At 41.5% G+C, this 23,763-nt stretch carries 23 protein-coding genes; 8 read left to right on the forward strand and 15 right to left on the reverse strand.

Annotation, left to right across the window (positions count from 1 at the left end):
- Positions 1–243, forward strand: a 243-nt coding sequence (locus KH400_RS00005) for a hypothetical protein (RefSeq protein ID WP_217221107.1), incomplete at its 5' end; no start/stop codon positions are given.
- Between the two features lie 100 nt (positions 244–343).
- On the opposite strand, the gene KH400_RS00010 is transcribed toward KH400_RS00005, so the two are convergent.
- From KH400_RS00010 to KH400_RS00025, 4 genes are all read right to left on the reverse strand, one after another.
- Positions 344–1,255, reverse strand: coding sequence for a fumarylacetoacetate hydrolase family protein (locus KH400_RS00010; RefSeq protein WP_217221108.1), 912 nt, complete (start codon positions 1,253–1,255; stop codon positions 344–346).
- Between the two features lie 158 nt (positions 1,256–1,413).
- On the reverse strand, positions 1,414–2,208 hold the full coding sequence (locus KH400_RS00015) for an ABC transporter ATP-binding protein (RefSeq protein WP_217221109.1): 795 nt from the start codon (positions 2,206–2,208) through the stop codon (positions 1,414–1,416).
- The gene (locus tag KH400_RS00020; RefSeq protein WP_217221110.1) at positions 2,195–3,202 is read right to left on the reverse strand and encodes an ABC transporter permease; all 1,008 of its coding nucleotides are present in this window, start codon (positions 3,200–3,202) and stop codon (positions 2,195–2,197) included. Before KH400_RS00020 ends, KH400_RS00015 begins: the two co-directional genes overlap by 14 nt.
- Positions 3,203–3,232: 30 nt before the next feature.
- Positions 3,233–4,261 carry an ABC transporter substrate-binding protein gene (locus KH400_RS00025; RefSeq protein WP_217221111.1) on the reverse strand — a complete coding sequence of 343 codons (1,029 nt, stop codon included), beginning with the start codon at positions 4,259–4,261 and terminating at the stop codon, positions 3,233–3,235.
- Between the two features lie 370 nt (positions 4,262–4,631).
- Here KH400_RS00025 and KH400_RS00030 point away from each other — a divergent pair, with 370 nt between their 5' ends.
- Both KH400_RS00030 and KH400_RS00035 read left to right on the forward strand, forming a co-directional pair.
- Positions 4,632–5,414 (forward strand): carbon-nitrogen family hydrolase, encoded by a 783-nt coding sequence (locus KH400_RS00030; protein WP_217221112.1) that lies wholly within the window; start codon positions 4,632–4,634, stop codon positions 5,412–5,414.
- 66 nt (positions 5,415–5,480) lie between these two features.
- Entirely contained in the window at positions 5,481–6,026 is a 546-nt protein-coding gene (locus tag KH400_RS00035; RefSeq protein WP_217221113.1) for a GNAT family N-acetyltransferase, read from the forward strand.
- 91 nt (positions 6,027–6,117) lie between these two features.
- On the opposite strand, the gene KH400_RS00040 is transcribed toward KH400_RS00035, so the two are convergent.
- The gene (locus KH400_RS00040; protein ID WP_217221114.1) at positions 6,118–7,254 is read right to left on the reverse strand and encodes a zinc-dependent alcohol dehydrogenase; all 1,137 of its coding nucleotides are present in this window, start codon (positions 7,252–7,254) and stop codon (positions 6,118–6,120) included.
- Positions 7,255–7,393: 139 nt separating this feature from the next.
- Between KH400_RS00040 and KH400_RS00045 the strand changes: the two genes are divergently transcribed.
- Positions 7,394–7,936 carry an AbrB family transcriptional regulator gene (locus tag KH400_RS00045; RefSeq protein ID WP_217221115.1) on the forward strand — a complete coding sequence of 181 codons (543 nt, stop codon included), beginning with the start codon at positions 7,394–7,396 and terminating at the stop codon, positions 7,934–7,936.
- On the forward strand, positions 7,914–8,402 hold the full coding sequence (locus KH400_RS00050; RefSeq protein ID WP_217221116.1) for an AbrB family transcriptional regulator: 489 nt from the start codon (positions 7,914–7,916) through the stop codon (positions 8,400–8,402). The genes KH400_RS00045 and KH400_RS00050 overlap by 23 nt, the downstream gene beginning before the upstream one ends.
- A 69-nt stretch (positions 8,403–8,471) precedes the next feature.
- On the opposite strand, the gene KH400_RS00055 is transcribed toward KH400_RS00050, so the two are convergent.
- Positions 8,472–9,104, reverse strand: coding sequence for a hypothetical protein (locus KH400_RS00055; protein ID WP_217221117.1), 633 nt, complete (start codon positions 9,102–9,104; stop codon positions 8,472–8,474).
- A gap of 195 nt (positions 9,105–9,299) precedes the next feature.
- Between KH400_RS00055 and KH400_RS00060 the strand changes: the two genes are divergently transcribed.
- From KH400_RS00060 to KH400_RS00070, 3 genes are all read left to right on the forward strand, one after another.
- Complete coding sequence (locus KH400_RS00060) at positions 9,300–11,075, forward strand: B12-binding domain-containing radical SAM protein (RefSeq protein WP_217221118.1); 1,776 nt, start codon at positions 9,300–9,302, stop codon at positions 11,073–11,075.
- 10 nt (positions 11,076–11,085) lie between these two features.
- Positions 11,086–11,832 (forward strand): NADPH-dependent oxidoreductase, encoded by a 747-nt coding sequence (locus tag KH400_RS00065; protein ID WP_217221119.1) that lies wholly within the window; start codon positions 11,086–11,088, stop codon positions 11,830–11,832.
- 155 nt (positions 11,833–11,987) lie between these two features.
- A complete protein-coding gene (locus KH400_RS00070; protein WP_217221120.1) occupies positions 11,988–12,638 on the forward strand; it encodes a glycoside hydrolase domain-containing protein in 651 nt (216 codons plus the stop codon).
- A 19-nt stretch (positions 12,639–12,657) separates the two neighbouring features.
- Here the strand turns inward: KH400_RS00070 and KH400_RS00075 are convergent, their stop codons facing one another.
- The 9 genes from KH400_RS00075 to KH400_RS00115 all read right to left on the reverse strand — a co-directional run bounded on the left by KH400_RS00075 (position 12,658) and on the right by KH400_RS00115 (position 23,737).
- Positions 12,658–13,572, reverse strand: a complete 915-nt coding sequence (locus tag KH400_RS00075; protein ID WP_217221121.1) for a CBASS cGAMP-activated phospholipase — start codon at positions 13,570–13,572, stop codon at positions 12,658–12,660.
- Positions 13,573–13,663: 91 nt separating this feature from the next.
- Positions 13,664–14,935 carry a M48 family metallopeptidase gene (locus KH400_RS00080; RefSeq protein WP_246589100.1) on the reverse strand — a complete coding sequence of 424 codons (1,272 nt, stop codon included), beginning with the start codon at positions 14,933–14,935 and terminating at the stop codon, positions 13,664–13,666.
- A 67-nt stretch (positions 14,936–15,002) separates the two neighbouring features.
- Complete coding sequence (locus KH400_RS00085) at positions 15,003–15,776, reverse strand: TatD family hydrolase (protein WP_217221123.1); 774 nt, start codon at positions 15,774–15,776, stop codon at positions 15,003–15,005.
- A complete protein-coding gene (locus tag KH400_RS00090; protein WP_217221124.1) occupies positions 15,769–16,383 on the reverse strand; it encodes an NAD(P)H-dependent oxidoreductase in 615 nt (204 codons plus the stop codon). The genes KH400_RS00085 and KH400_RS00090 overlap by 8 nt, the downstream gene beginning before the upstream one ends.
- Before the next feature lie 107 nt (positions 16,384–16,490).
- Positions 16,491–16,964, reverse strand: a complete 474-nt coding sequence (locus KH400_RS00095) for a bacterial transcriptional activator domain-containing protein (RefSeq protein WP_246589101.1) — start codon at positions 16,962–16,964, stop codon at positions 16,491–16,493.
- Between the two features lie 413 nt (positions 16,965–17,377).
- Positions 17,378–18,097: an SDR family oxidoreductase gene (locus KH400_RS00100; RefSeq protein WP_217221126.1), complete on the reverse strand. Its 720-nt coding sequence runs from the start codon at positions 18,095–18,097 to the stop codon at positions 17,378–17,380.
- A 198-nt stretch (positions 18,098–18,295) separates the two neighbouring features.
- Complete coding sequence (gene meaB / locus KH400_RS00105; protein WP_438821093.1) at positions 18,296–19,438, reverse strand: methylmalonyl Co-A mutase-associated GTPase MeaB; 1,143 nt, start codon at positions 19,436–19,438, stop codon at positions 18,296–18,298.
- Positions 19,422–21,617, reverse strand: coding sequence for a methylmalonyl-CoA mutase (gene scpA, locus KH400_RS00110; protein ID WP_217221127.1), 2,196 nt, complete (start codon positions 21,615–21,617; stop codon positions 19,422–19,424). The genes meaB and scpA overlap by 17 nt, the downstream gene beginning before the upstream one ends.
- Positions 21,614–23,737: a methylmalonyl-CoA mutase family protein gene (locus KH400_RS00115; RefSeq protein WP_246589102.1), complete on the reverse strand. Its 2,124-nt coding sequence runs from the start codon at positions 23,735–23,737 to the stop codon at positions 21,614–21,616. The genes scpA and KH400_RS00115 overlap by 4 nt, the downstream gene beginning before the upstream one ends.
- Positions 23,738–23,763 lie beyond the last annotated feature (26 nt).

The raw sequence follows: 23,763 nt of genomic DNA on the forward strand, positions 1-23,763 counted from the left end.
GGCATCATTCCAGGTGCTGGACCTGCTCCGTATCCAGGCATCATTCCAGGTGCTGGACCTGCTCCGTGTCCGGGCATCATTCCAGGTGCTGGACCTGCTCCGTGTCCGGGCATCATTCCAGGTGCTGGACCTGCTCCGTATCCAGGCATCATTCCAGGTGCTGGACCTGCTCCGTGTCCGGGCATTGCTGCGCCCTTACTATTGCAATTACAAGCCATTGAAATACTCCTTCCTAAAAAATAGTTATTTGTTTAGAAGTACAGTAAATCATATGTCAGCACCAGCGGTTATGTGTATAAAAATAACTTATATTCAACTTTTATGGCTTGTTTCAGTGACCTTTTTATCTCTCAACTTGGTTACGCAATATTCCTAATCCATCAACCTCTATTTCTATCACATCACCGGCATTCAAAAACTTCGGTGGGTTGAAACCTTTACCAACACCAGCTGGCGTACCTGTTGCAATGATGTCACCCGCCTCTAACGTCGTCCCTTTTGAAATCGTCGATATGATCGTCGCGATATCAAAAATAAATTGTGATGTATTACCGGTTTGTCTGATTTCTTCATTGACGCGCGTTTCTATGTTTAATGAATGGGGATCGTTAATTTCGTCACGATAAACGAGATAAGGTCCCATCGGACAAGATGTATCTAAACTTTTTCCAAGTAAAAACTGTTTGTGGCGCTTTTGTAGATCTCTTGCTGTGATATCATTTAAAAGCGTATAACCGAATACGTAATCAAGTGCATCTTCTTTGGCAATCGCTTTTCCCTTTTTGCCGATTACTACAGCAATCTCACCTTCATAATCAAGCTGATCTGTGACGTCCTGATGACGTAACACCGTTTCATTAGGGCCAATGACTGCTGTCGGTGCCTTAGAAAAAAGCATCGGATGTTCGGGAATATCTGCCTCACTACCCATTTCAATCGCATGAGCCGCATAATTTTTCCCTACACAGAAGATATTTTTACTCGGTCTAGGGATCGGTGCTTTCAGATGAACCCGCTCATCTGAAAGCTCATAGGCGACTTGTCCCTTCTTCTCATTCGAAACACCCTGCATCAACTCACGCACTTCGTTTGGAAACTTTTCACCTAATTGGATGCATTCTAGTAATGTTGCAGGCAATGTAACATCTCTTCCTCCTGCTACCTGTAATGCTCGCAAATCAATGATGCGGTTACCCTGATCATCAATAAGACCAATCTTTTCAATATCTTCTACTTTAAATGTAACAAATTTCATCCTGATCGCTCCTTGTCTGTTTTTACGTTCATTATCGCTTCTCTATAAATCATTCTGTTACTATTTCGCTATTCGACAAAAAATTCCTTTATTGAGCTATATCGAAGGATTCAGAAAAAAAGTGCTTCAAAAGATCGACTTTTGAAGCACTCCCTCATCTATCCTAGTACAGCCTTATCATTTGCAATCTGTGTTCCTCGAATTCTTTGAAACTCTTGAAGTAGCTTTTCAATCGTTAATTGTTGCTTTTGAGCACCAGCGACATCGAAAATCACCTGACCTTTATCCATCATAATCAAGCGGTTTCCTAAGTCAAGGGCTTGCTGCATATTATGGGTCACCATTAACGTCGTTAACTTAAATTCCTCAACGATCTCTCCTGTTAACGTCGTAATCAATTCAGCACGTGACGGATCTAGCGCCGCCGTATGTTCATCAAGTAATAAGATTTTAGGTTCAGTAAATGTTGCCATTAATAATGATAACGCTTGACGTTCACCACCAGATAGCAATCCTACCTTTGCAGTTAATCGATCCTCCAACCCTAAATTTAACGTTTGCAGATACTCTCGAAAGAGATCACGGCGCTTTTTCGTTACCCCCACCTTCAACGTTCGGCGTTTATTCCTTGCATACGCCATCGCAAGGTTCTCTTCGATTGTCATCGTTGGTGCAGTTCCTGCCATAGGATCTTGAAAGACGCGCCCAATCAGCTCAGAACGTTTATATTCCGGTAAATGAGTGACATCTTTATCATCGATAATCACTTCACCGACATCCGGTGTCAGTGCACCTGATATCACGTTCATCAACGTTGATTTTCCTGCACCATTACTCCCAATCACTGTAATAAAATCGCCTGAAGCAAGCGATAAATCAATCTGCTGCAGTGCCTTTTTTTCATCAAGTGTTCCTTCATTAAACGTTAGACTCACATGATTAAGATTTAGCAACGTGCTTCTCCTCCCCGTCGGCATCCAATTGTTTTAACGCGGCCCGTTTTTTAACTCGCCGTTTCTTTTCTCTTCTAGCTTCTATGATCTTTGGCGTTACGAGTGCTGCAACGACAATGATAGCCGTAATTAACTTCATATCACCCGTTTCTAAAAAGTCAACACGCAGTGCAAGTGTGACAACAATACGATAAATAATCGCACCGCCAATGACTGCTAACGTTGTTCTCGCAATCGTTTTCGTTCCAAATAAGGCTTCACCAATGATGACCGAAGCAAGGCCGATAATAATCATACCAATTCCCATACCAATATCAGCAAAACCGCCGTGCTGTGCGATTAACGCACCAGATAGCGCGACAAATCCGTTAGAAATACCGAGACCAACAATCGTCAACGAATCGGTATTGGCAGAAAAACTACGAATCATTCGCTTATTATCACCAGTAGCACGAATCGCAAGACCAACCTCTGTTTTTAAGAAATAGTCAGTTAAAAACTTAATCATCAACACAATCACTAACACAAAGAAAAGAATCGCCCAAGTTCGCGGGGTTTGTGAAAGCCCGATAGCTGTTGCAATCGAATTGAAAAACTGATCGATCCCAAGTGCTTGCCAAACCTCGGTAACCTTCGTAAATATCGTGTCTTGGTTTAACAATGGCAGGTTCGATTGACCCATGATTCGTAGGTTAATCGAATACAAGGCAATCATCATTAAAATCCCAGACAACAATGGATTAATCTTCCCTTTCGTATGCAAAATTCCTGTCAAGCAACCAGCAATAAAACCAGCGATAATTGCAGTGACGGTTGCAACAAGCGGGGAGAAACCATTAATGATCATGATCGCAGCTACACCTGCTCCCGTCACAAAACTTCCATCCACCGTTAAGTCTGGAAAATCAAGAATTCGAAAGGAGAGGTAGACTCCTAAAGCCATTAGTGCGTAGATGATCCCAGCTTCAAATGAACCAAAGATTGATATAAACATAGATTCCTCTCCCTCTCTTTTGTGTACCTTCTATTCTACAAGTTCCTCTACTAACTCATCCCATTCATCGTTCCACTCAATCCCTTGTTCCTCTAGAGCTGTTTCATTCATCATTAGACGTAAGCTTTGTGGATATTGGGCTGGAATGTCTCCAGCTGTTTGTTCCCCACTCAAGATTTTGGCAGCCATTTCACCTGATTCATAGCCAATATCAAAATATTCAAATCCATAGGCCATGAAGCCACCACGTCGAACAGAATCAAACTCACCAACGACCAACGGTATTTGTTGATCTTCAGCAAGACCAACCACAGATTCTAGCGCTGAAACAACCGTATTATCTGTGACGACATAAAAAACGTCTGCTCTTCCAATTAACGATTCAGCGGCTTGTTGTACTTCAGCTGAAGTTGATACACTTACGGTTACCGGTTCTAAACTACTGTCTTCCATCGCTTCTTCAACTAAATCAATTTGTACAATAGAATTCGCTTCACCTGAGTTATAAATCAAACCGACAGCTGAGTCAGGAAAATAAGTATCTAAAAATGCGACTGACTTCTCAATCGATTCAGGATGAAGGTCAACAACTCCGGTAATATTCTCTCCCGGCTCGTCCATTGACCCTACTAATCCTGCAGAAACAGCATCAGTTACAGACGTAAAGATAATTGGAATCTCATCTGTTGCATTTAACGCCCCTAACGCACTCGGCGTTGAATTTGCAAAGATTAAATCGACTTGATCAGCAACAAAGTTATTCGCAATTGTTCCTGTATTATTTTGATCGTTTTGTGCTGATTGGAAATTATAGGTAATATTCTCGCCTTCAACAAAGCCATTGTCAGCTAGAGCTGTTTTAAAACCTTCATAAGCAGCATCTAGTGATGGGTGTTCGACAATTTGTGTCGCCCCGACTGTATACATTTCTTCTGTTTCCTGCGGTGGTGCCTCGCTGTCTCCATCATTTTGAGCGGTTTCATCGCTCGTTCCACATGCTGTTAGTGCTAGCGCACTAATAACAGCTGACCCAAAAAGAGTACGTAATCCTTTTTTCATAATGTTATCCCCTATAATTTTTAAAATATTCTAATAGTTAGTAATAATAATAGTACATTGGCCTATTAGTTGTAAACAAAAATATTTTCTACGATAAAGCGTTTTAGCAAACAAGTAATAAAGGAATCAAGAACATTCAATCTTTTCCCCAAATTCAATTAAAATGGTAAAATAATAGTAGTGTGTAAAAAGATGCAATTTTACAAACATCACCTTATATTTAGGTGCGTGTTCAAAAGATCGAAGAAATTCGAGGCGGCGTAGCTAAGAGCAATAGGGACGTATGCTTTTCATACGAGTGCAGCGCACAGGAAAGCCAACTTGAACACCTTTAACCTAAACAAGTTACATTTCGAAAGGAGTACAATCAATGAAGCTAAAACTAGCACTCTTACAAATGGATATTTCTTTTGGGAATCCTGCTGAAAATTTCACAAAAGCACAACAAATGATTAAAAACGCCAGTAAACAGCAACCAGATGTTATCGTTCTCCCAGAGTTATGGACAACAGGATATGATTTAACTCGCCTAGATCAAATTGCTGACCACAAAGGAGAAAAGACAAAACGTGTATTTTCCGAACTTGCCAAGCAATACAACGTGAATATTGTCGCTGGTTCAATAGCTAATCAAACAAACGAAGGTACGTTAAATACGACTTTTGCCTTTAACCGTAAGGGAGAAATCATTGGTGAGTACAGTAAAGTTCATCTGTTTCGACTTATGGATGAAGAAAAATACTTAATTGCGGGGGATGACAAAGGAAGTTTTACGATCGAGGGGATTCCAGCAGCTTCTGTCATTTGTTATGACATTCGCTTCCCTGAATGGATTCGCCGACATGTCCTTGATGGAGCGAAGCTTATGTTCGTTACAGCGGAATGGCCAAAGGCACGTGTTGATCACTGGCGTACCCTTTTGGTTAGCCGAGCGATTGAAAATCAAACTTATGTGATCGCTTGTAACCGTGTTGGAAGTGATCCTAACAACCAATTTGCCGGCCATTCAATGATCATCGATCCTTGGGGTGAGATCATTTCTGAAGGCAATGAAAACGAAATGATTGTTTATGGTGAGATTTCTAGTGATGATGTGACTTCTATCCGCAACCGCATCCCAGTATTTGAAGATCGCCGTCCTCAGCTATACTAACGCTCAGTCACATTTGCACGCGTGCCTCATAAAATGTATGAACAATATGACAAAGAAGGGATGAATATGAGTTTACCTAAGCGCGTGCAAATCAAGCATGACCACACCATTCATTTACGCGAAGCTACTACACCCGATGCTAAACAGCTTCTTGACTTAAGCATTGCCGTTGCTTCCGAGGGCGACACATTGATTGGTACCACGAGAGACTTTCAATTCACTGTCGACCAACAAGTTGAAATGATCCATTTTCATAAGGATCAACCAAAACATATAATGATTGTTGCTGAAGTCGATCAGGAAATTGTCGGTGTCCTCAATTGTTACAGCGAAGCTGCCGAGCGAATGGCACATATCGGTAGATTCGGTATGATTGTCAAAAAAGGCTGGCGAGATGTCGGGGTTGGCAAACAACTGCTTGATGCCTTACTAACATGGGCAAAACAAGAGCCTCAGCTCGAAAAGATTTGTCTTGAAGTGATTGCAACTAACGAACGAGCGATTAACCTCTATAGAGCGTTCAACTTTTTTGAGGAAGGTAAACTAACAAGGCAAGTGAAGTATCATGACAGCGAGTATGCTGACTTACTATTAATGGCAACCTTAACATAATGGAAGAAGAGCGAAGAAAAGAGGTCCTAAAAGGTATATATTTCTTTTGGGACTTCCCCTTTCGCTCCATCTTCATTTGTACAACCTACCTCTACGGTTTTAAGATCACTTTTATACAGTCATCATGTTTCTCGTCAAAAATATCATAGCCTCGTTGTGCTTCTGAGAGTGGGAGTTTGTGGGTAATAATATCTGTTGGATCAAACTGCTCACGCTTGATCATTTCGTATAATTCTGGCATGAAATGAATAACTGGTGCTTGTCCCATTTTTAAGGTAATGTTACGGGAAAAGAAGTCACCTAACGGAAACATATTATATCTCGTTCCATAAACGCCTAAAATGCTGACAATCCCACCTTTACGAACTGCTTGGCTTGCCGTTTGTATTGCTCCCATCGCTCCACCTTGAAGCCCAACGGCTGATTCAATCATTTCAACGGCTGTTTTTTTACCATCCATGCCAACACAATCAATGACCGCATCGGCTCCGCCTTTGGTAATTTCTTTTAAGTAAGTTCCAAAGTCATCAATTTTCGTAAAATCAAACACTTCGACATGATTGGTACGTTTCGCATGTTCTAGTCGATATTGAACGTAATCAACGGCAATCACGCGTTTGGCACCCTTTAACCACGCAAACTTTTGCGCAAATAAGCCAACAGGTCCACAGCCGAGGACAATGACTGTATCGCCGTTTTTGATTTCCGCTTGTTCAACGCCCCAATACGCCGTTGGAATAATGTCTGATAAAAAAAGGAGACTCTCATCTTCTAATTCACAATCTTCTGGTACAACAAAAGGAACAAAATTGCCATAAGGAACGCGTAATAACTCGGCTTGTCCACCTGGATAGCCACCGAATGTACCTGAATAGCCAAAATAAGCCCCTGCTTGGCCATGAAGGTTTGCATTATCACATTGACTTTCTAATTCGTGTGTACAAAAATAACATTGACCACAAGCGATATTAAAAGGGACGACAACGCGATCGCCTTTCTTGACTTTTGTCACTGCTGGACCTACTTCCTCAACGATCCCCATCGGTTCATGACCGATAATATAGCCTTCAGGAAAGTTGGGCATCATTCCGTGAACTAAATGAAGGTCTGACCCACAGATCGCTGTACTTGTAACTGACACGAGAATATCGTCTTCTTTAATTAACTTTGCATCAGGAACCTCTTTAACTTGTACATCTTTAATACCTTGATACGTTACTGCCTTCATACTTAAGCTCCTTTAAGTGTAATAGTCAAGCTACGTTTAATCTCCCTCATTGCCTCTTGTTTATTCTTGTTTATAACACACCGACTAAAGTACACTAGAAGTGTACTTACCATTATTTTCATGGAGGCTTACACATTGTATGGACTTCTTTCAATTCCTATTATTTATTTTCTTATCCATCATTGGGGGTTATATCGGCATGTGGCTCAGACTCCCTGTAGGTTCAATTATCGGAGCGATGTTTGCGGTTGGACTTGCAAAAACATTTATGGTTCTACAGCTTGAACAAACCGTTGTCATATCTTTTTTTATGCAAACAACTCTTGGATTAATGGTCGGTTTAAATTTTTTGAGTTTATCACTTAATGAACTACGAAAATTAAGTATTAGCTTAGTGGCGATCACAGGTAGTGTTTTTGTGATGACAATTGGAATTGGCTATGTCGTTGCTACGTTCACCGGTCTTGATACCGGTCTAACGATTCTGTCTGCAGCACCAGGGGGTATGATTGAAATGGCAACAATTGCAAAAGCCTTATCAATGCACGCACCAATTGTGATTATGCTTCATTTAACTCGTGTATTGTCTGTGATGACGATTTTTCCAATTTTGCTCGAATTTATTTATAGACGACAAAACAAACATGGGGGAAATCAGCTTGAAACGATGGGTCACAACTAGCGCACTTGCATTACTCGGCGGAACGATCGGTTTTTTTAGCGGTTTTCCACTTGGTGCATTACTAGGATCCCTTCTTGTGATTGCAGCCGTACAGTTAAAAACGAAGCAATTACCACCGCTACCAAAAAAAATAAAACGAATCATCCAGATGCTGCTTGGCGGCAGTATCGGTTTGACATTTAATGAGGAAACGTTTGCGGCTTTAGCATCGGTTTGGACTGCGGCACTATTGATCCCACTTTTGCAAATCATGATCGCCTTTTTACTTGCTTACTTTTTAAAGACAACTCTTAAATTTGATCCGTTAACAGCGATTTGTAGTACCGCACCCGCTGGAATGACGGAAATGATTGTCTTAGCTGAAAAGTATCCGATTTCGGTTCCAACCGTTGTCACGATCCACCTATATCGTCTGCTCTTAATTGTTACCGTGACACCATTTATTTTGTACTACTTTTTCAACTAAATCGGTCTTTACCTACAATCACCATCGATATATACGAACCGTTTGCAATGAAAAAACCAACCGCTTCAATTACGGTTGGTTTTCTACAACTGAGATGTCAAAGGTATGGCTGTCATAGATCCGATTTAACTGTTCAGTTGCAAATGTAACAGCCTCTTCAATTGTACCTGTTTGATCAAGAGCTCTTTCAATCATCGCTACGACCTCGTCACTCAATCGCTCATCATAATAAATATGAAAGTTAAATCGAGTCTCACCTTTGTCAATGATTCTGGAAGCCTGCAAGTCATGATGATACGCTCGCAACTCTTGGTAATCATCGACATTGACGCGAACCGTGACATGACCCTCTGTCGTTTGAACTTCCCGAACATACCCATGCGAATAAATCCCGTCAACGATGACATAGTCGTTAGTTAATGACAAAATCTTTTGTTGATGATCCACCGACTCCACATGTTCCTCAGTCACAAAAACGTCATTCAAATAGACATGTTCAACAAACGTTTGCTCGATCACAAAAAACATCACAACTAACACCAATACAAATAAAAATGCGGGTACCGTTTGATATTTCTTATTTTTTTCTAAATTTTTCTTTTTTAACATTTTTGCTAAACTATAAGAGAAGAGCGTTGTTAAAACAATAAAAATAAGTGCATAAATTACAATTAATGTCCATTGTGATGTTAGTAGCGTCATTTCATCAAATCCTTTTTCTTTTTTCCATTCTTAACAATAACAACATTGGCTAAGTCAATGCAACTCATACTTACGACCTTGTCGCCCGACATGTGCTCTTATTCACTGCTCATATGTACTTTTCGAATGATTTTTCACAAATGAAGCGATATGATATGATACTAGAAGTCTAATGATTGAATCGAGGGATAAACATTGAAAGTAATTGCAACGACATTAAACGCAAAATATATTCATACATGCCTAGCATTACGCTGCTTAAAAGCCTATGCAGAACCTGATTTACCTGTTGAGATTGTTGAATATACAATTAAAGATCCAGCTATGAATGTCGTATCCGATTTATATAGCAAAGATCCAGATGTCATTGGCTTCTCATGTTACATTTGGAACATAGAAGAAACAATCGAAATTGTAAAAATGCTAAAAAAAGTAAAGCCAGAGGTAAAAATCGTCCTTGGTGGTCCTGAAGTCTCTTATGATGTTAAGGATTGGCTTGAACGTATTCCTGAAGCTGATTATATCGTTGTCGGTGAAGGCGAAGAAACGTTTAAACAGTTACTTGAAGAATTAAATAGTGAAGAGAAGCTACATATGGTATTTGGTCTTGGGTATCGCAAGAATGGTGACGCTGTTGTAAACCCACCTCGCCCAAAACTAGATTTAAACCAGATTCCTTCACCATACCGTTTCCAAGAAGACAGAGCAGCTCTTAACAAGCGAGTGACCTATTTTGAGACAAGTCGCGGCTGTCCATTTAGCTGTCAATTTTGCCTATCATCCATTGAAGTTGGGGTTCGCTACTTTGATATTGAACGTGTCAAAGATGATTTACTCTATCTAATCAACAGCGGAGCAAAATTAATTAAGTTCGTGGATCGTACCTTCAACATCAAACGAGATTATGCACTGGAGATTTTTCAGTTTTTAATCGATAACCATGGCGGTGCTGTCTTCCAATTTGAAATTACAGCCGATATTATGCGTCCTGAAGTCTTAGATTTCTTAAATGAACATGCACCACCAGGCATTTTCCGTTTTGAAATTGGGGTCCAATCAACCAATGATGAAACGAACGATCTTGTGATGCGAAGACAAAACTTCGAAAAGCTAAAACGCACAGTCGCCCTCGTCAAAGAAGGAGGTAAAATTGATCAACACCTTGATTTGATTGCAGGGTTGCCGGAAGAAGATTATCACTCGTTTCGTAAAACCTTTAACGATGTTTTCGCCCTCCGCCCTGAGGAATTACAGCTTGGCTTTTTGAAAATGCTGCGCGGTACAGGTTTACGTTTGCGTGCTGAGGACCACGGTTACGTTTACATGGATCATTCACCTTATGAAATACTCGGTAACAATGTTCTTCCGTTCTCGGACATCATTCGTATCAAACGTGTCGAGGATGTTCTTGAGAAGTACTGGAACGACCATCGCATGGATCATACCATCGAATTTTTAGTTGAACATGAATTTGATTCAGCATTTGATTTCTTCCAAGCCTTTGGAGACTATTGGGACGAAAAAGGCTGGTCTCGCATTGGTCACCAACTAGAAGATCTCTTCAGACGCTTGCATCAGTTTTTGACGGATCGAAACGAAACAAAGCACCTAGAAACCATTATTGGGTTGCTTACCTATGATTATTTTCATAATCATAAGCATAAGCCAAGAACGTCTTGGACGACGTTTGCATTAACGAAAGAAGAGCAATCCAACTATTTAAAAGTGTTAGCAAGCCATCCAGAGTTTGTATCTAGCGAGTTTCAAGCCCTTGGTCTTTCCGAAAAAGACCTTCATAAACATACGATGATTGATGTTCTTCCATTTGACATCCACCATTATTTAGTAACAGACGAAATCAAACCAGCTGAAACTCTACTGATTGCCTATTATCACCCGAAAGAGTTACAATTGTATCCGTTTAGCTGCAAGCTATCTTCACTTTTAACACATATCAAAAATGAAAGGTAGGGGCCCTAAGATGAATGAGGTTATTCGTACATTAACAAATCACAGATCGATACGTACTTTTACTGATAAACAAGTCCAAGAACAGGATATCGATGCGATCGTAAAAGCAGCTCAAGCTGCACCTTCCTGGGTCAATGGACAGCAAGTAACAATTATTTCAGTCACCGATGAACAAAAGAAGCAAAAGCTCTCAGAGCTTGTTGGTCATCAGGCAAGTGTCGCTCAAGCACCACTATTCTTTGTTTTCTGTGCTGATTTTTACCGAACAAGTATCGCTTCAGACATTGAAAATGAACCACTTCATGCCGTTTGCGACATTGACTCTTTACTTGTCGGTGCAACAGATGTAGGTCTCGCTCTAGGCAATGCAATCGCAGCGTCAGAATCTCTTGGATTAGGTATTGTACCGATTGGTGGTATTCGCAGAAACGCATTAGAAGTCATTGAATTATTAGAGCTACCAAACTATGTAATCCCAATTTCTGGACTATGTATCGGTTATCCGAACGAAGATCCAGGTCAAAAACCACGCTTTCCAAAAGAAGCGATTCTCCATGAAGAAGTTTACAATACGGCCGATACAAAACAGCAAGTGATCGACTATGATCAGACAATGTCGATGTACACACGTGAACGCACCAATGGTGAAAGCGATGATGGCTGGACGAAACGAATCGCTGGATTTTACAATAAGCAGTACTATAAAGATGTTCCAGCAATGTTAAGAAAACAAGGCTATGATATCAAAAATTTATAACGTTAAAACTCAAATACTTCTCACCCTCTTGGGCTTTCTATCTGGAAGCAAGAGGGTTTTGTTTGTCTTTTTATTTTTTTAAAAGATTCCTTACTAATACAAGTCTTTTTTTCATACATATACAAAGACGAAAATAATGAGTTGGAGTGAAGCCTATGCCACCTTACAGATGGGGAATTGATTCTGCCGCAGCTGCTGATATGAACCTATTTGAATGTGTTGTTGATAATTTTGGTTACCCTGATTATTGGGGACGATACTTAACGACGGTTCCGGGTGTTAGTGAGGGTCTGAGTGAAGAGGAGATCCGCTTCCTTCGCGGTAGTGGTGTACGAATTATGCCGATTTACAATGTCTTTCGCCAGTCCGTCATATACGCTCGAGGAAAGGAAGATGCGAGGCGAGCAATACGAAATGCACGGCGTCTTGGCATTCGCCAAGGAACAGTGATCTTTGCCAACGTTGAACACTTTTTTAATGTTGACGCCGGATGGATTCAAGGTTGGGTCGATGAAATGTACCCGAGTGGTTATAAACCTGGATTTTACCACGATCCGGTTAGAGGTCAATTTAGCGATGCGTATTGCCAAGCGATTGAAGAAAGTGACCGCGTACGTACACAATCGATTTTGTGGAGTGCTGAACCCGAGCCTGGTGTAACAACTCGAGCAAACAAACCTGAATTTAATCCTGCGACACCGCCATGTGAAGCGAATGTTTGGGCATGGCAATATGGACGTGACGCTGACGAGTGCCCAATCGATACGAATTTGATTGACCAACGTCTATTTGATGACTTATGGTAACAGCACATACCAGAACTTATCAATTTAACCCAAGAAATCGGTTCATATCCTGTTTCTTTTCTTCATAGACTTGATTAGCTAACGAAATCAATGATTCAGTCTGTGTCACATCATCAAAAGGTACTTCCCCAGATAACTTTTCATTAACCCGATAAAATTGCTCACCGAGTAAAAGCTGACAATGGTAAGACAAAGATTCTGAAGAAAGGTGTAAGGCGAAATCAAGTAGCTTAGGTGTGACTGTAAATGGTCGCCACTTAATCGGAAACCACTTTCTAATCCCCCATGCATGGCCTTTTTTGGGCGAGAAGCGAATATCCTGCTGACCTGTTCCTAATGAGAAAATGTGAATATCCTCTAACTTTTTATGATAATGATGGAGTGCTTCAGTTAGGCAAAGTAATGACGGGTTATTTGCCCACAAGCCTCCATCAATCGTTAATAATTGTTTAGTTGTATTGGGTGGAAAGTAAAGCGGTGCAGAGCACGAAGATAGTACGGCATCCCATAAAAACACCTCTTGGTCCTTTGCTTCGCTTTCCTCCCCAAACTTTGTACGATACACGTGTGGTTCTCCGTGGGTAATGTCGACGGACGGAATTAACAAGGGCTGATGGATATCTGCTAGCATTGTATCCCCCAATTCTTGCTTCAAAAACCGTCGCAAGTGCTTATCCGTATAGACTGTTTTAAACAATCCAAATTGCGCTTGCTTTACAAAAATTTGTTTCCCATACGTTCGATAACGCTCTAATAAGTCAGCCATTGGTTTTCCTGTTGCAATCGCCCCCGCAATGATCGCCCCTGTACTTGTACCAGCAATCATGTCAAACAACTCATGTATTGGTCGATTATGATCTTCTTCTAAACGCTTGAGAATTGCAACAGGAAACACACCACGTATTCCACCACCATCAATTGCGATAATCTTCATAAGTCCTCCACCTGTTCTTCCAGTGCTCAGATTCGTCTACTAGATAGTGTCTCCTGTTCGTGATATTTCTAATACAACGTCAAAAATCGAGCTAATCTTTTAGGTGGATATCTTCAATAGCTGTTTGGTCAAATTGACTGATACGTTCGATCATTGGCGGATGTGTGTAGCGGAACCACTTCACAAGTGTTGGTGGACTCACATCACTTAAACCCGCGATCGTTAGCTGCTGAAACGCATCGATCGCAGCCTCTGGATCACCTGTCATCTCAATCGCATAGCTGTCTGCTTGATATTCATACTCCCGGGAAACAAGGTTCGAAAACGGACTCACTGCAAACGAGAGAAGCGAGAAAATGAGCAACAAGATCGGCACTGTTGCTATATCTGACGGTGTAGTAATACCTAAACGTTCTCCAAAGCGTTTGACACTCCAGTTGAGGAGTCGGTACCCAAGATATAGTCCAAAGAACGACAAAACGATTGAGCCGACCACTAGCAGCGGTAAATGATTCAATACAAAATGTCCGATCTCATGAGCCATTACAAATAACACAGCCTCTTCGCTCATCACCTCTAACGTTGTATCCCATAACACGATGCGTAGATGATCACCAATCCCAGTCACATAGGCATTGAGGGCATTTGTTTTTTCAGACATATTAACTTCATAGACGCGGTCGGCAGCAATATCTGCATCAGCTGCTAACTGCAAAATCTGTTGCTCGAGCTGCTGATCTTGGATCGGATAAAAATCATTATAGAGAGGATCGATAACGACCGGCTGCATGTACATCATCACTAATGTAAATGGTATCGATAATAGCCATGTATAGAACCACCAACGCTTTTTGCTGACTTTCATTAATTGATAAATGACGACGACCATGATTGTCAATAGTATGACCCCTACCCAAAAGCTTATCAGTTCCTCTCTGAACCAATCAGAAAACAACTGTGTTGAGACCTGATATTCTTTTGCTAACTGATAGTTGTACCATTTAAGTGGAAAAGTAAGAGCCCAAGTTATGAGGGAAAGCAACGTTACGTAAATGGCTGTATGTACGATAGAGTACCTTGTGACATCCCCTGACCATGTTCGGAAGCGCTGCGATAAACCTAGAATGAGAACAACTAAGTAAATCAGCCACTCTAATGGAATATTAATGAAATAGATCAAATTGCGAAACGTCGCGAACTCTTGTGATAACGTCAACTGTTCTGCTGTCATAAATGTCTGTGGATCAGCCGCGGTCCCAACGAGTGTTTCTGGAATGCTCGTGTCCACACGGAACAAATACCAGCTGATGGCAAGACTATATACAAGAAATAAGAGTAGAAAAACAAGTAAATGTTTGCGCAAGGTCCACCTCTCCCTTGATCCTGTCATTAACTCAACCTACTCTATTCTTATAAAGCTTGTTTGCTTTTCATGCTTCTTTTCTGTAAAAATGAATTGTATTTGCTGTTAGTTGTAATTGAACTTCACTAACTGACAATTCTTTGACCTCCGCTAGTTTATGTATTACATCCCACAAAAATAAAGGTGTCGTTGCTTTTCCCTCAAATGGTCCATTAAACCGCCATGGTCCATCGGTTTCAATCAGCAGCTGATCAAGCGGAACACGGCTAGCCAGCTGCTGATCTCGCTCACGATAAACAACTTCAGGAGTAACAGATATAAAATAGCCAGCTTCTATCATCTTAGTTAACGTATCAGCGTCAGCTTTTAACCAATGAAAGTGAGCTGCTTTTATCTTATGATGCTGAAGGACGGCCAATGCCCGTTTTGCTTTATCATGAACAGCATGAATTGCAACAGGAAGCTGTTGCTGTTTGGCCTGTTGAAGAAATTCACTAAATACGTTCAGGTGCTTCTGCCATTCCCTTTCATTTAGCTCGGCTATACTATAATGTGGCAATCCGATCTCACCGATCGCATCAATCAAATCACGTTCGTTATTTAAAAGCGAAAAGATTTCATTGAGCTCATGATCGGTTGGCGGTTGCTGTTCCGGGTGATAGCCAATAGCAGCGATAATAAAATTAGGAAATTCCTGCTTAAGTCGTAACGTTCGATAAGATGAAGCTAGATCGGTGGAAACCGCTACAACTTGTGTAATGCCTGCATCTTGCCAGTGATCGATCATCAATTCAAGCTGATCATGTGGATATTTATCGAGATGAAGATGTGCATCAATCATTTGTTTCCCTTCTTCCCACTGACTTACTTATTTTTTTTGCAAATGCGTCAGCTGCAGCAAACATTTGCTCATATTCTGTTCGACTAGCAAGAACAACATTTCCAAAATGGAGATGATCAATGACCTCTAATCCACAAAATGAAAAAATACCATCACCTAAGGTTTGATAGATACTTTTGAGCATTCCTGTTTGCTGATACTCTTCTTTCGGTGTCCCCGACGTACAAATGGTCGCTACCTTTTTCCCAGTTAGTTTTGGAATTGGACATTCGCCATCAAGTTCATATGCAAATCGGTAAGAAAAAACACGATCAATATAGCCCTTACCTAGTGCGGGAAGTCCCGCCCACCATACCGGAAACACCAATGTAATCACATCTGCTGCTTCGATGTATTCGTGTTCTGCCTTTACATCTTGTCTGTACATGCCATGAAACGATTCCTCATACTCGGTTTGAGTGAGCAAGGGATCAAAGTTTAGTTCATATAATCGTCTGACAACGACATGTTCACCTAGTTTTACAAGCGCAGATTCATAGGTCCTTAATAGAGCTCCATTGAAGCTATCTCGAGTTGGATGCATATAAATAATCAAATGATTGGCCATAACTTCCGTCTCCTTTGCTTCAATTATAGTACCTGATAAATCTCAAGATCCATTTTCAAACATAAAAAACGCCAAAAAAATAAGTAGTGTAACCACACTACATCAATCTATTGCCTTGCGATCGTCATCGCTTCTTTCATCATTTGAACCATCTGTGTTGTTGCTACACGTGGTTTTCGATTAAGGTGTTTCTTTAAGCGCATACAGCAATCTTCATATAAGTTAAAGGCTTTTGATAACTTATTTTTACGATAATAACTATACATTAAGAGTCGATATGCCTCTTCCCATTTCTCATCAACTACTAATATAGTTTCACAAACTTCAATCGCTTTATCAAATTGTTCCTCTGCCACAAATAACTGGGCAAGTTTTTCAGAAGCTTGTAAGTATAACTGAGTACGGTCTTCGGTATGAGTTGATGTAACTGGAGGTACATGCGCAAGGTCGAGTATGCTTAGCGCCTGAATCAATTTCTGCTTTGCTCGATCACGGTTTCTTTCTTCAAGACCTTCATCAATTAAATCCTTAAATGTACGTTCATTGAATAGCATAGGAGCGTGCTCGTTCGCATGTTGCATATAAACACCTCTTTCCATAACTTTTAATAGAAAGCGCTTTCCCTATTTACAAAAGAAAAAGAAGGTACTTCATACTTCATTCGCTTATAAGTTTTCTCAATATTTAATATTTTAACACAATTTAACTTTTATTTGGAGTCAAATCAATAAGAAAATCTAATTTATCCCTATATTTATGCAGAACTCTAGTGTTAGTTGGTTAGTAATTAGTCGTTAGGAAAAAAACTGACTTCCCAGTTCCTCCATTAACTTCTTTCAAACTAATTTATTCGTTATAACCAAATGTTTCCGAGTGGGAAACATTCCCTTCACTTATCAACCACCGTTCGTAATGGCACCACTCCGAGGGAACTCTGAGCGGATCCACACTAATGATGGCTCTGCTATTTTAATTCTAGCAGAGCCACTTTTAACTACACTCGTGGATATTCCTGGATGAGCGGGTGTAGCATCATTTCATCGATGACGACATGTTTTGGAGCGCTCGCCATATATACAACAGCATCAGCGACGTCATCGGCTTTTAGCCAATCTTCCTTATGAGGTTCACCTTGCTTTGATTGATTAAAATACGTATCGATCATTCCCGGATTTATCGTACCAACACGAATGCCATACTCCCTTACTTCTTGTGCTAATGACCCGGAAAAGGCCTGAACGGCATATTTTGTGGCGGTATAGGCCGTTCCTTTTGGCATCGTACGTCTCCCAACATCAGAAGAGATCGTAATAATCGTTCCTTCTTCCCTCTCCTTCATATGAGGTACGACAGCTTTTGAACACAAAAATACGCCTTGTACATTAATGTTAAATAGTCGTTGCCACTCTTCAAGCGTGATATCTTCGATGTACTTAAAGAGACCTACCCCAGCATTGTTTACAAGGGTATCAATCGAACCGAACTGCTTGAGTGTAGCCTCTACAAATGCTTCAACATCACTTTCTTCTGACACATCTGCTTGACAGGCAAGCGCACGATAGCCAGCTTGTGTTAACTCTTCTGCAACCTCATGAATGTCAGATGAACGTCCAACAATCGTTACGTTCATGCCTTCTTTTGCTAACTTCCAAGCAATCGATTTACCAAGACCTCGAGACGACCCAGTTATAATCGCCGTTTTATTTTCTAACATATCATTCATTCCCTTCAGATGACACTTTCGTGTTGTAGTGTTCCCATCCATTATTTTGACATAACAAAAATACAAGCACAAAACAACTGCCTGTATGATTGCTCGTATGGTCAATGCTAATCAGCTATTATAGACAACCGTTTAAGGGCTGTTCCTAAAGATTCATTCATCCCTTAGGACAGCCCTTAAACACGCACACTAACGGTCATATAAATCAAGTAGTTGTCTCACCGCAAGCGTAGCTGATGCCTTCCCATCAATGACATTTTGTTCAACCATTGGCATGCTCTTTACAACCTCTGGGTGTTGATAAAAGCGTGACATCAGTTGGTCTTCGATTAATGTTTTCATCCAATCTAATGTTTGCTTCCGCCTACGCTCCTCAAAGAGACCATTTTTTACTGTGATCTCTTTATACTCATGAACAACATCCCAAATCGTCGGCACTCCTTCACCCGTTAACGCAGAGACAGTATAGGCTTTCGTCTCCCATCCTTCTGTTGCTGGCTGTAAATAATGGAGCAAACGATTGTACTCAACCTTCGCATTTAAAGCGGCTTGTTTATTTTGTCCATCCGCTTTATTAATGAAAATCGCATCCGCAATTTCCATGACTCCTTTTTTCATGCCTTGGAGCTCATCTCCAGCCCCGGTTAACATTAATACTAAAAAGAAATCCACCATCGAACGAACCGTGATTTCACTTTGTCCGACTCCAACCGTTTCAACAATGATAACATCAAACCCAGCAGCCTCACAGATCAATAGCGTTTCTCGGCTTTTTCTAGCGACTCCCCCGAGCGTACCGCTAGAAGGGGATGGTCTGACAAAGGCATTTTTATTCCTTGATAATTGCTCCATCCGCGTTTTATCACCGAGGATACTTCCTCGTGAGACGCTACTCGATGGATCGACGGCTAACACGGCAACTTTATGTCCACGCTCGCAAAGCATAGAGCCAAAGGACTCGATTAACGTACTTTTCCCTGCTCCAGGAACACCGGTAAAACCAATCCGAACTGAATTTCCTGTATGGGGCATTAACTGTTGTAATACCTCTTGTGCGATCTCCATATGGGCTTGTGAGTTACTCTCAACAAGCGTAATCGCTTGAGCAATGATCGCTCGGTTTCCTTCTAACACACCATTAACATAATCATCGACCGTTAACTTGCGGCGACGAGGGATAGAGCGAGCTGGACGTGTCTCTTTGTTTGACTCTTTTTCGCGACTCATTCCATCATGTCCCCCTTCGATCCCATCCAAATAATTCGTCGTAAACGCTTGATTTGGTTGTTTGGGTGTCCATTCTGGCCGGTCTTTTTTATTCATTGCCGTCATCTTCGTACCCTAAGCGACGATTAACCTCTTCTAAAACCTTTTGTGCTGCCACTGGGATTACTGTACCTGGTCCAAAAATAGCCGCTGCGCCATTTTCCTGCAGGTAGTCATAATCTTGGGCTGGAATAACACCACCAATAACAACAATGATGTCTTCACGACCAAGCTTTTTCAACTCTTCTACCACTTGTGGAAGCAACGTTTTATGGCCTGCTGCAAGTGAACTCATTCCGAGCACATGAACATCATTTTCAACCGCTTGCAAGGCAGCTTCTTCCGGAGTTTGGAATAACGGACCGATATCGACATCAAATCCCATATCAGCAAACGCCGTTGAAATCACTTTCGCACCACGATCATGACCATCTTGCCCCATTTTAGCAACCATAATCCGAGGTCTACGCCCTTCATTAACCGCAAATTCATCGGCCATCTCACGTACAACTTTTACTTCTTCTTCCTCACCAAACTCTGAGCTATATACACCACTAATCGACCTAATCACCGCCTTGTGACGCCCGACAACCTTTTCATAGGCGTCAGAGATTTCACCTAAGCTTGCACGTGCACGAGCCGCTTCAACCGCAAGCTCTAACAAGTTACCTTCACCTGTTTCAGCTGCCTTCGTAATTGCATTAAGGGTAGCATCAACTTTCGCTTGATCACGTTCAGCTCGTAATGTTTCTAAACGACGAAGCTGTGCTTCACGAACCGCTGTGTTGTCGATATCAAGGATCTCTAATGGATCTTCTTTCTCTAACCGATATTTGTTCACACCGATCACCGCTTCTTTTCCAGAATCGATGTGTGCTTGACGACGGGCTGCCGCTTCTTCAATTCTCATTTTCGGAAGACCTGTTTCAATCGCTTTTGCCATTCCGCCAAGTTCTTCAATTTCTTCGATATGTGCCCACGCTTTTTTAACGAGTTCTGCAGTTAACGATTCGACGTAATATGAACCGCCCCACGGGTCAAGCACATTTGTAATTCCTGATTCATCTTGTAAGTAAAGTTGTGTATTACGGGCAATTCGCGCTGAGAAGTCAGTTGGCAACGCAATTGCTTCATCAAGTGCGTTCGTGTGCAACGATTGTGTATGCCCCAGCGCTGCTGCCATCGCTTCTACACACGTTCGAACAACATTGTTGTACGGGTCTTGCTCCATGAGGCTCCATCCCGAGGTTTGTGAATGCGTTCGTAACGCTAGTGATTTTTCATTTTTCGGGTTAAATTGCTTCATTAATTTCGCCCAAATTAAACGACCGGCACGCATTTTTGCCACTTCCATATAGTAGTTCATGCCAATCGCCCAGAAAAACGATAACCGCGGTGCAAACGCATCAATATCAATGCCAGCTTTTAGTCCGGTTTTGACATATTCTAATCCGTCAGCTAATGTGTAGCCTAATTCAATATCAGCCGTTGCCCCTGCTTCTTGCATATGATAGCCAGAAATACTAATACTATTAAACTTCGGCATATGCTTTGACGTATATTCAAAGATATCAGCAATCGCTTTCATAGATGCTTCTGGAGGGTAAATATACGTATTACGAACCATGTACTCTTTTAAAATATCATTTTGAATCGTACCAGCTAACTGTTCCTTTTTAACTCCTTGCTCTTCTGCTGCCACGATATAAAACGCCATAATCGGAAGAACAGCACCGTTCATCGTCATTGATACCGACATTTGATCAAGCGGAATCCCATCAAAAAGGATTTTCATATCTAAAATCGAATCTACCGCGACACCCGCTTTACCAACATCACCGACAACTCGTGGGTGATCGGAATCATAACCTCGGTGAGTTGCAAGGTCAAAGGCAATCGATAACCCTTTTTGCCCTGCCGCTAAGTTACGACGATAAAATGCATTACTTTCCTCAGCTGTCGAAAACCCAGCATATTGCCTTACCGTCCATGGCCGCGCTTTATACATAGCTGGATACGGTCCACGGAAGAATGGAGGAATCCCAGCTACATAATCAAGGTGTTTCATGCCTTCAGTATCTTCTTTCGTATATAACGGTTTCACGTCAATTTGTTCAAGCGTCTTAAAGAGAAGGTCATCGACGGGTTTCCCTGTCACTTCTTCTGCTTGCACTCGCCATTTTGCTACATCTTCCATTTCGGACGGTTCTTTATATACGATTTGTGAAAAATCCGGTCTACTCATGATAGCGTGACTCCTTTCTCTTGTTGAAGCTTTGCAAGCACTTCGTAACAATTTGAACCGATGTGGATAAAACCATCTAAACCTGCTGCTTCAAACAATGCTCTATCTTCTTCTGAAGGCTTTCCTGCTAGGAACACGGATGTCTCTGACTTTGATTCTTTCACTTGTTTCGTGATTGGAGCTACCATCTCTTGATAACTCTCATCTTTTCCGCAAATGACAACGATTTCAGCATTTGCTTCTAGCGCTGCTTCTGCTGCCTCATTTGCTTGATCAAAACCATCATTTTTGATCACTTCAAACCCACCAACTTCAAAGAAACCAGTAATAAAGTCAGCACGTGCTTTGTGGCTTGGGATTGGACCAAGGTTTGCCAAGAACACCTGTGGTCGCTTACCTGTTTTCTCATACATCTCTTCTGTTTTCTTCCGTAACTGTTCAAACTTCTCTGCACCGCGCCCTTGTGGAATCGCTGTTACTTCTATCGAATTCGTTGTCTTGCCAAGAGCTTCTGCGAGATCAGCAATCGTCGCTCCTTCTTTTGCAGCCCGAATCGCTTGCTCGATCCGGTCGGTACCTGTTGCCTGCTTTACTTCAACAAGATTGTAAACACGTCCCGCTTGTTCAACTGCTGCAATATGATTAGCAATGGCTGATTGATCATCTTCTGGCTTAATGTTGACTGGCTTTTCAGTCATATTGGCATACATGTTTGTACCTACAAATTTATCCTTGCGATGCTCAATATTTTTGGCTCGTTTTTCACGTACCTCAGCTACTTTCGCTTGTGGTTGCCCTGATTGTAGCGCTTGAATGATGCCACCAGTTGCTTCAATGTCTTGGAATACACTCCAAATCTTGTTCGCTAACTCATCCGTTAATACTTCTACATACCATGAACCACCTGCTGGGTCCGCTGTTTTGGTAATATGAGCTTCTTGCTGTAAGATGATTTGCGTGTTGCGAGCAATTCGCCGCGAGAACGCCGTCGACTTCTGGATCGGTTCATCAAATGGGCTAACGTGTAGACTATCAACGCCACCGACCGCTGCTGCAAATGCTTCCGAAGTACCGCGCAACATATTTACATACGGGTCATAGACAGTCTTCGTCCATGCCGACGTTCGCCCATGGATGATCATTTTTTGTGCCTCTTTATTGCCTACAAATGCTTTTACTATCGTTGACCAAAGTGTACGGGCTGCACGAAGCTTTGCAACCTCAATGAAATAATCAGATCCAATAGAAAATGAAAATCGAATTCTTGGGGCGATGTCATTAACATCCATACCACGCTCTTGTAATGCTGCTACATACTCTGTTGCAGTGGCAAGCGCATAGGCAACTTCCTCTACCGCACTTCCTCCACCATCATGATACGGATGACCTTTGACAAGGATCGTTTGTAGTTCTGGAGCTTGTTGTTTTGCCCAAGCAGTTACGTCAGCCATCAAGTCATAAGCCGTATCCAAATCATAAGAAAGTGAGCCAGTGCTCACCAATTCAGCAATCGGATCCATGCCAATGCACCCTTTTACTTCTTTTACCTTTTGCTCCTGCAAGTACGCAGCAACAAGCGTTAGAATAGGTACTGACACCTCACCTGAATCGATATGAACAGGAACACTGCCTAAGTCAATGTTAGAAAGCGCTTGCTTAACATCTGCTAGTGTTGAAACCGATAATCCGTCTACTCCAACATTTTCTTGGTCTTCATTTGCATTCTTTCCTGCACGTGTCACTTTATCTAAGCGTATATTTAAAACCGTTTGCCCTTTACTTAAGTCATGGCGACTCACTTCGTTAAAAGCAATTGGTGTTGAAACGGCAATTTCTTGAGCAACTTCCCATGCTTTTTCTGTAACTTGCGTACCACGTGTATAAGGACGATGGCCCGGAAGTTGAGACAGGTTCTCTTGATCTGGCAAGTCTTCATCACGGTACATCGGTTGAAGGTCAATACCTTCATACGTTTTTGTAATTAACTTTTTTTCGAATGAGGCCCCCTTAAGGGACTTCTCGGTTACTTTTCGCCATTCTTCATAGGTTGGTATTGGAAATTCCCAAAATTGTTCGAGATCCTTCTTTACGTTATCTTTGCTCATAACAAAATGCGGCAAGAGTTCTAACTCATATCAATCAAGTT

This window comes from Desertibacillus haloalkaliphilus (assembly GCF_019039105.1).
GTDB lineage: Bacteria > Bacillota > Bacilli > Bacillales > KJ1-10-99 > Desertibacillus > Desertibacillus haloalkaliphilus.

Coding starts and splice junctions, on each gene's coding strand:
- KH400_RS00010 (WP_217221108.1), bottom strand. CDS start 1,255: ATGAAATTTGTTACATTTAAAGTAGAAGATATTGAAAAGATTGGTCTT.
- KH400_RS00055 (WP_217221117.1), bottom strand. CDS start 9,104: ATGACGCTACTAACATCACAATGGACATTAATTGTAATTTATGCACTT.
- KH400_RS00095 (WP_246589101.1), bottom strand. CDS start 16,964: ATGCAACATGCGAACGAGCACGCTCCTATGCTATTCAATGAACGTACA.
- meaB (WP_438821093.1), bottom strand. CDS start 19,438: ATGACGGCAATGAATAAAAAAGACCGGCCAGAATGGACACCCAAACAA.
- KH400_RS00065 (WP_217221119.1), top strand. CDS start 11,086: ATGAATGAGGTTATTCGTACATTAACAAATCACAGATCGATACGTACT.
- KH400_RS00035 (WP_217221113.1), top strand. CDS start 5,481: ATGAGTTTACCTAAGCGCGTGCAAATCAAGCATGACCACACCATTCAT.
- KH400_RS00070 (WP_217221120.1), top strand. CDS start 11,988: ATGCCACCTTACAGATGGGGAATTGATTCTGCCGCAGCTGCTGATATG.
- KH400_RS00020 (WP_217221110.1), bottom strand. CDS start 3,202: ATGTTTATATCAATCTTTGGTTCATTTGAAGCTGGGATCATCTACGCA.
- KH400_RS00100 (WP_217221126.1), bottom strand. CDS start 18,097: ATGTTAGAAAATAAAACGGCGATTATAACTGGGTCGTCTCGAGGTCTT.
- scpA (WP_217221127.1), bottom strand. CDS start 21,617: ATGAGTAGACCGGATTTTTCACAAATCGTATATAAAGAACCGTCCGAA.
- KH400_RS00085 (WP_217221123.1), bottom strand. CDS start 15,776: ATGATTGATGCACATCTTCATCTCGATAAATATCCACATGATCAGCTT.
- KH400_RS00045 (WP_217221115.1), top strand. CDS start 7,394: ATGGACTTCTTTCAATTCCTATTATTTATTTTCTTATCCATCATTGGG.
- KH400_RS00025 (WP_217221111.1), bottom strand. CDS start 4,261: ATGAAAAAAGGATTACGTACTCTTTTTGGGTCAGCTGTTATTAGTGCG.
- KH400_RS00075 (WP_217221121.1), bottom strand. CDS start 13,572: ATGAAGATTATCGCAATTGATGGTGGTGGAATACGTGGTGTGTTTCCT.
- KH400_RS00040 (WP_217221114.1), bottom strand. CDS start 7,254: ATGAAGGCAGTAACGTATCAAGGTATTAAAGATGTACAAGTTAAAGAG.
- KH400_RS00030 (WP_217221112.1), top strand. CDS start 4,632: ATGAAGCTAAAACTAGCACTCTTACAAATGGATATTTCTTTTGGGAAT.
- KH400_RS00090 (WP_217221124.1), bottom strand. CDS start 16,383: ATGGCCAATCATTTGATTATTTATATGCATCCAACTCGAGATAGCTTC.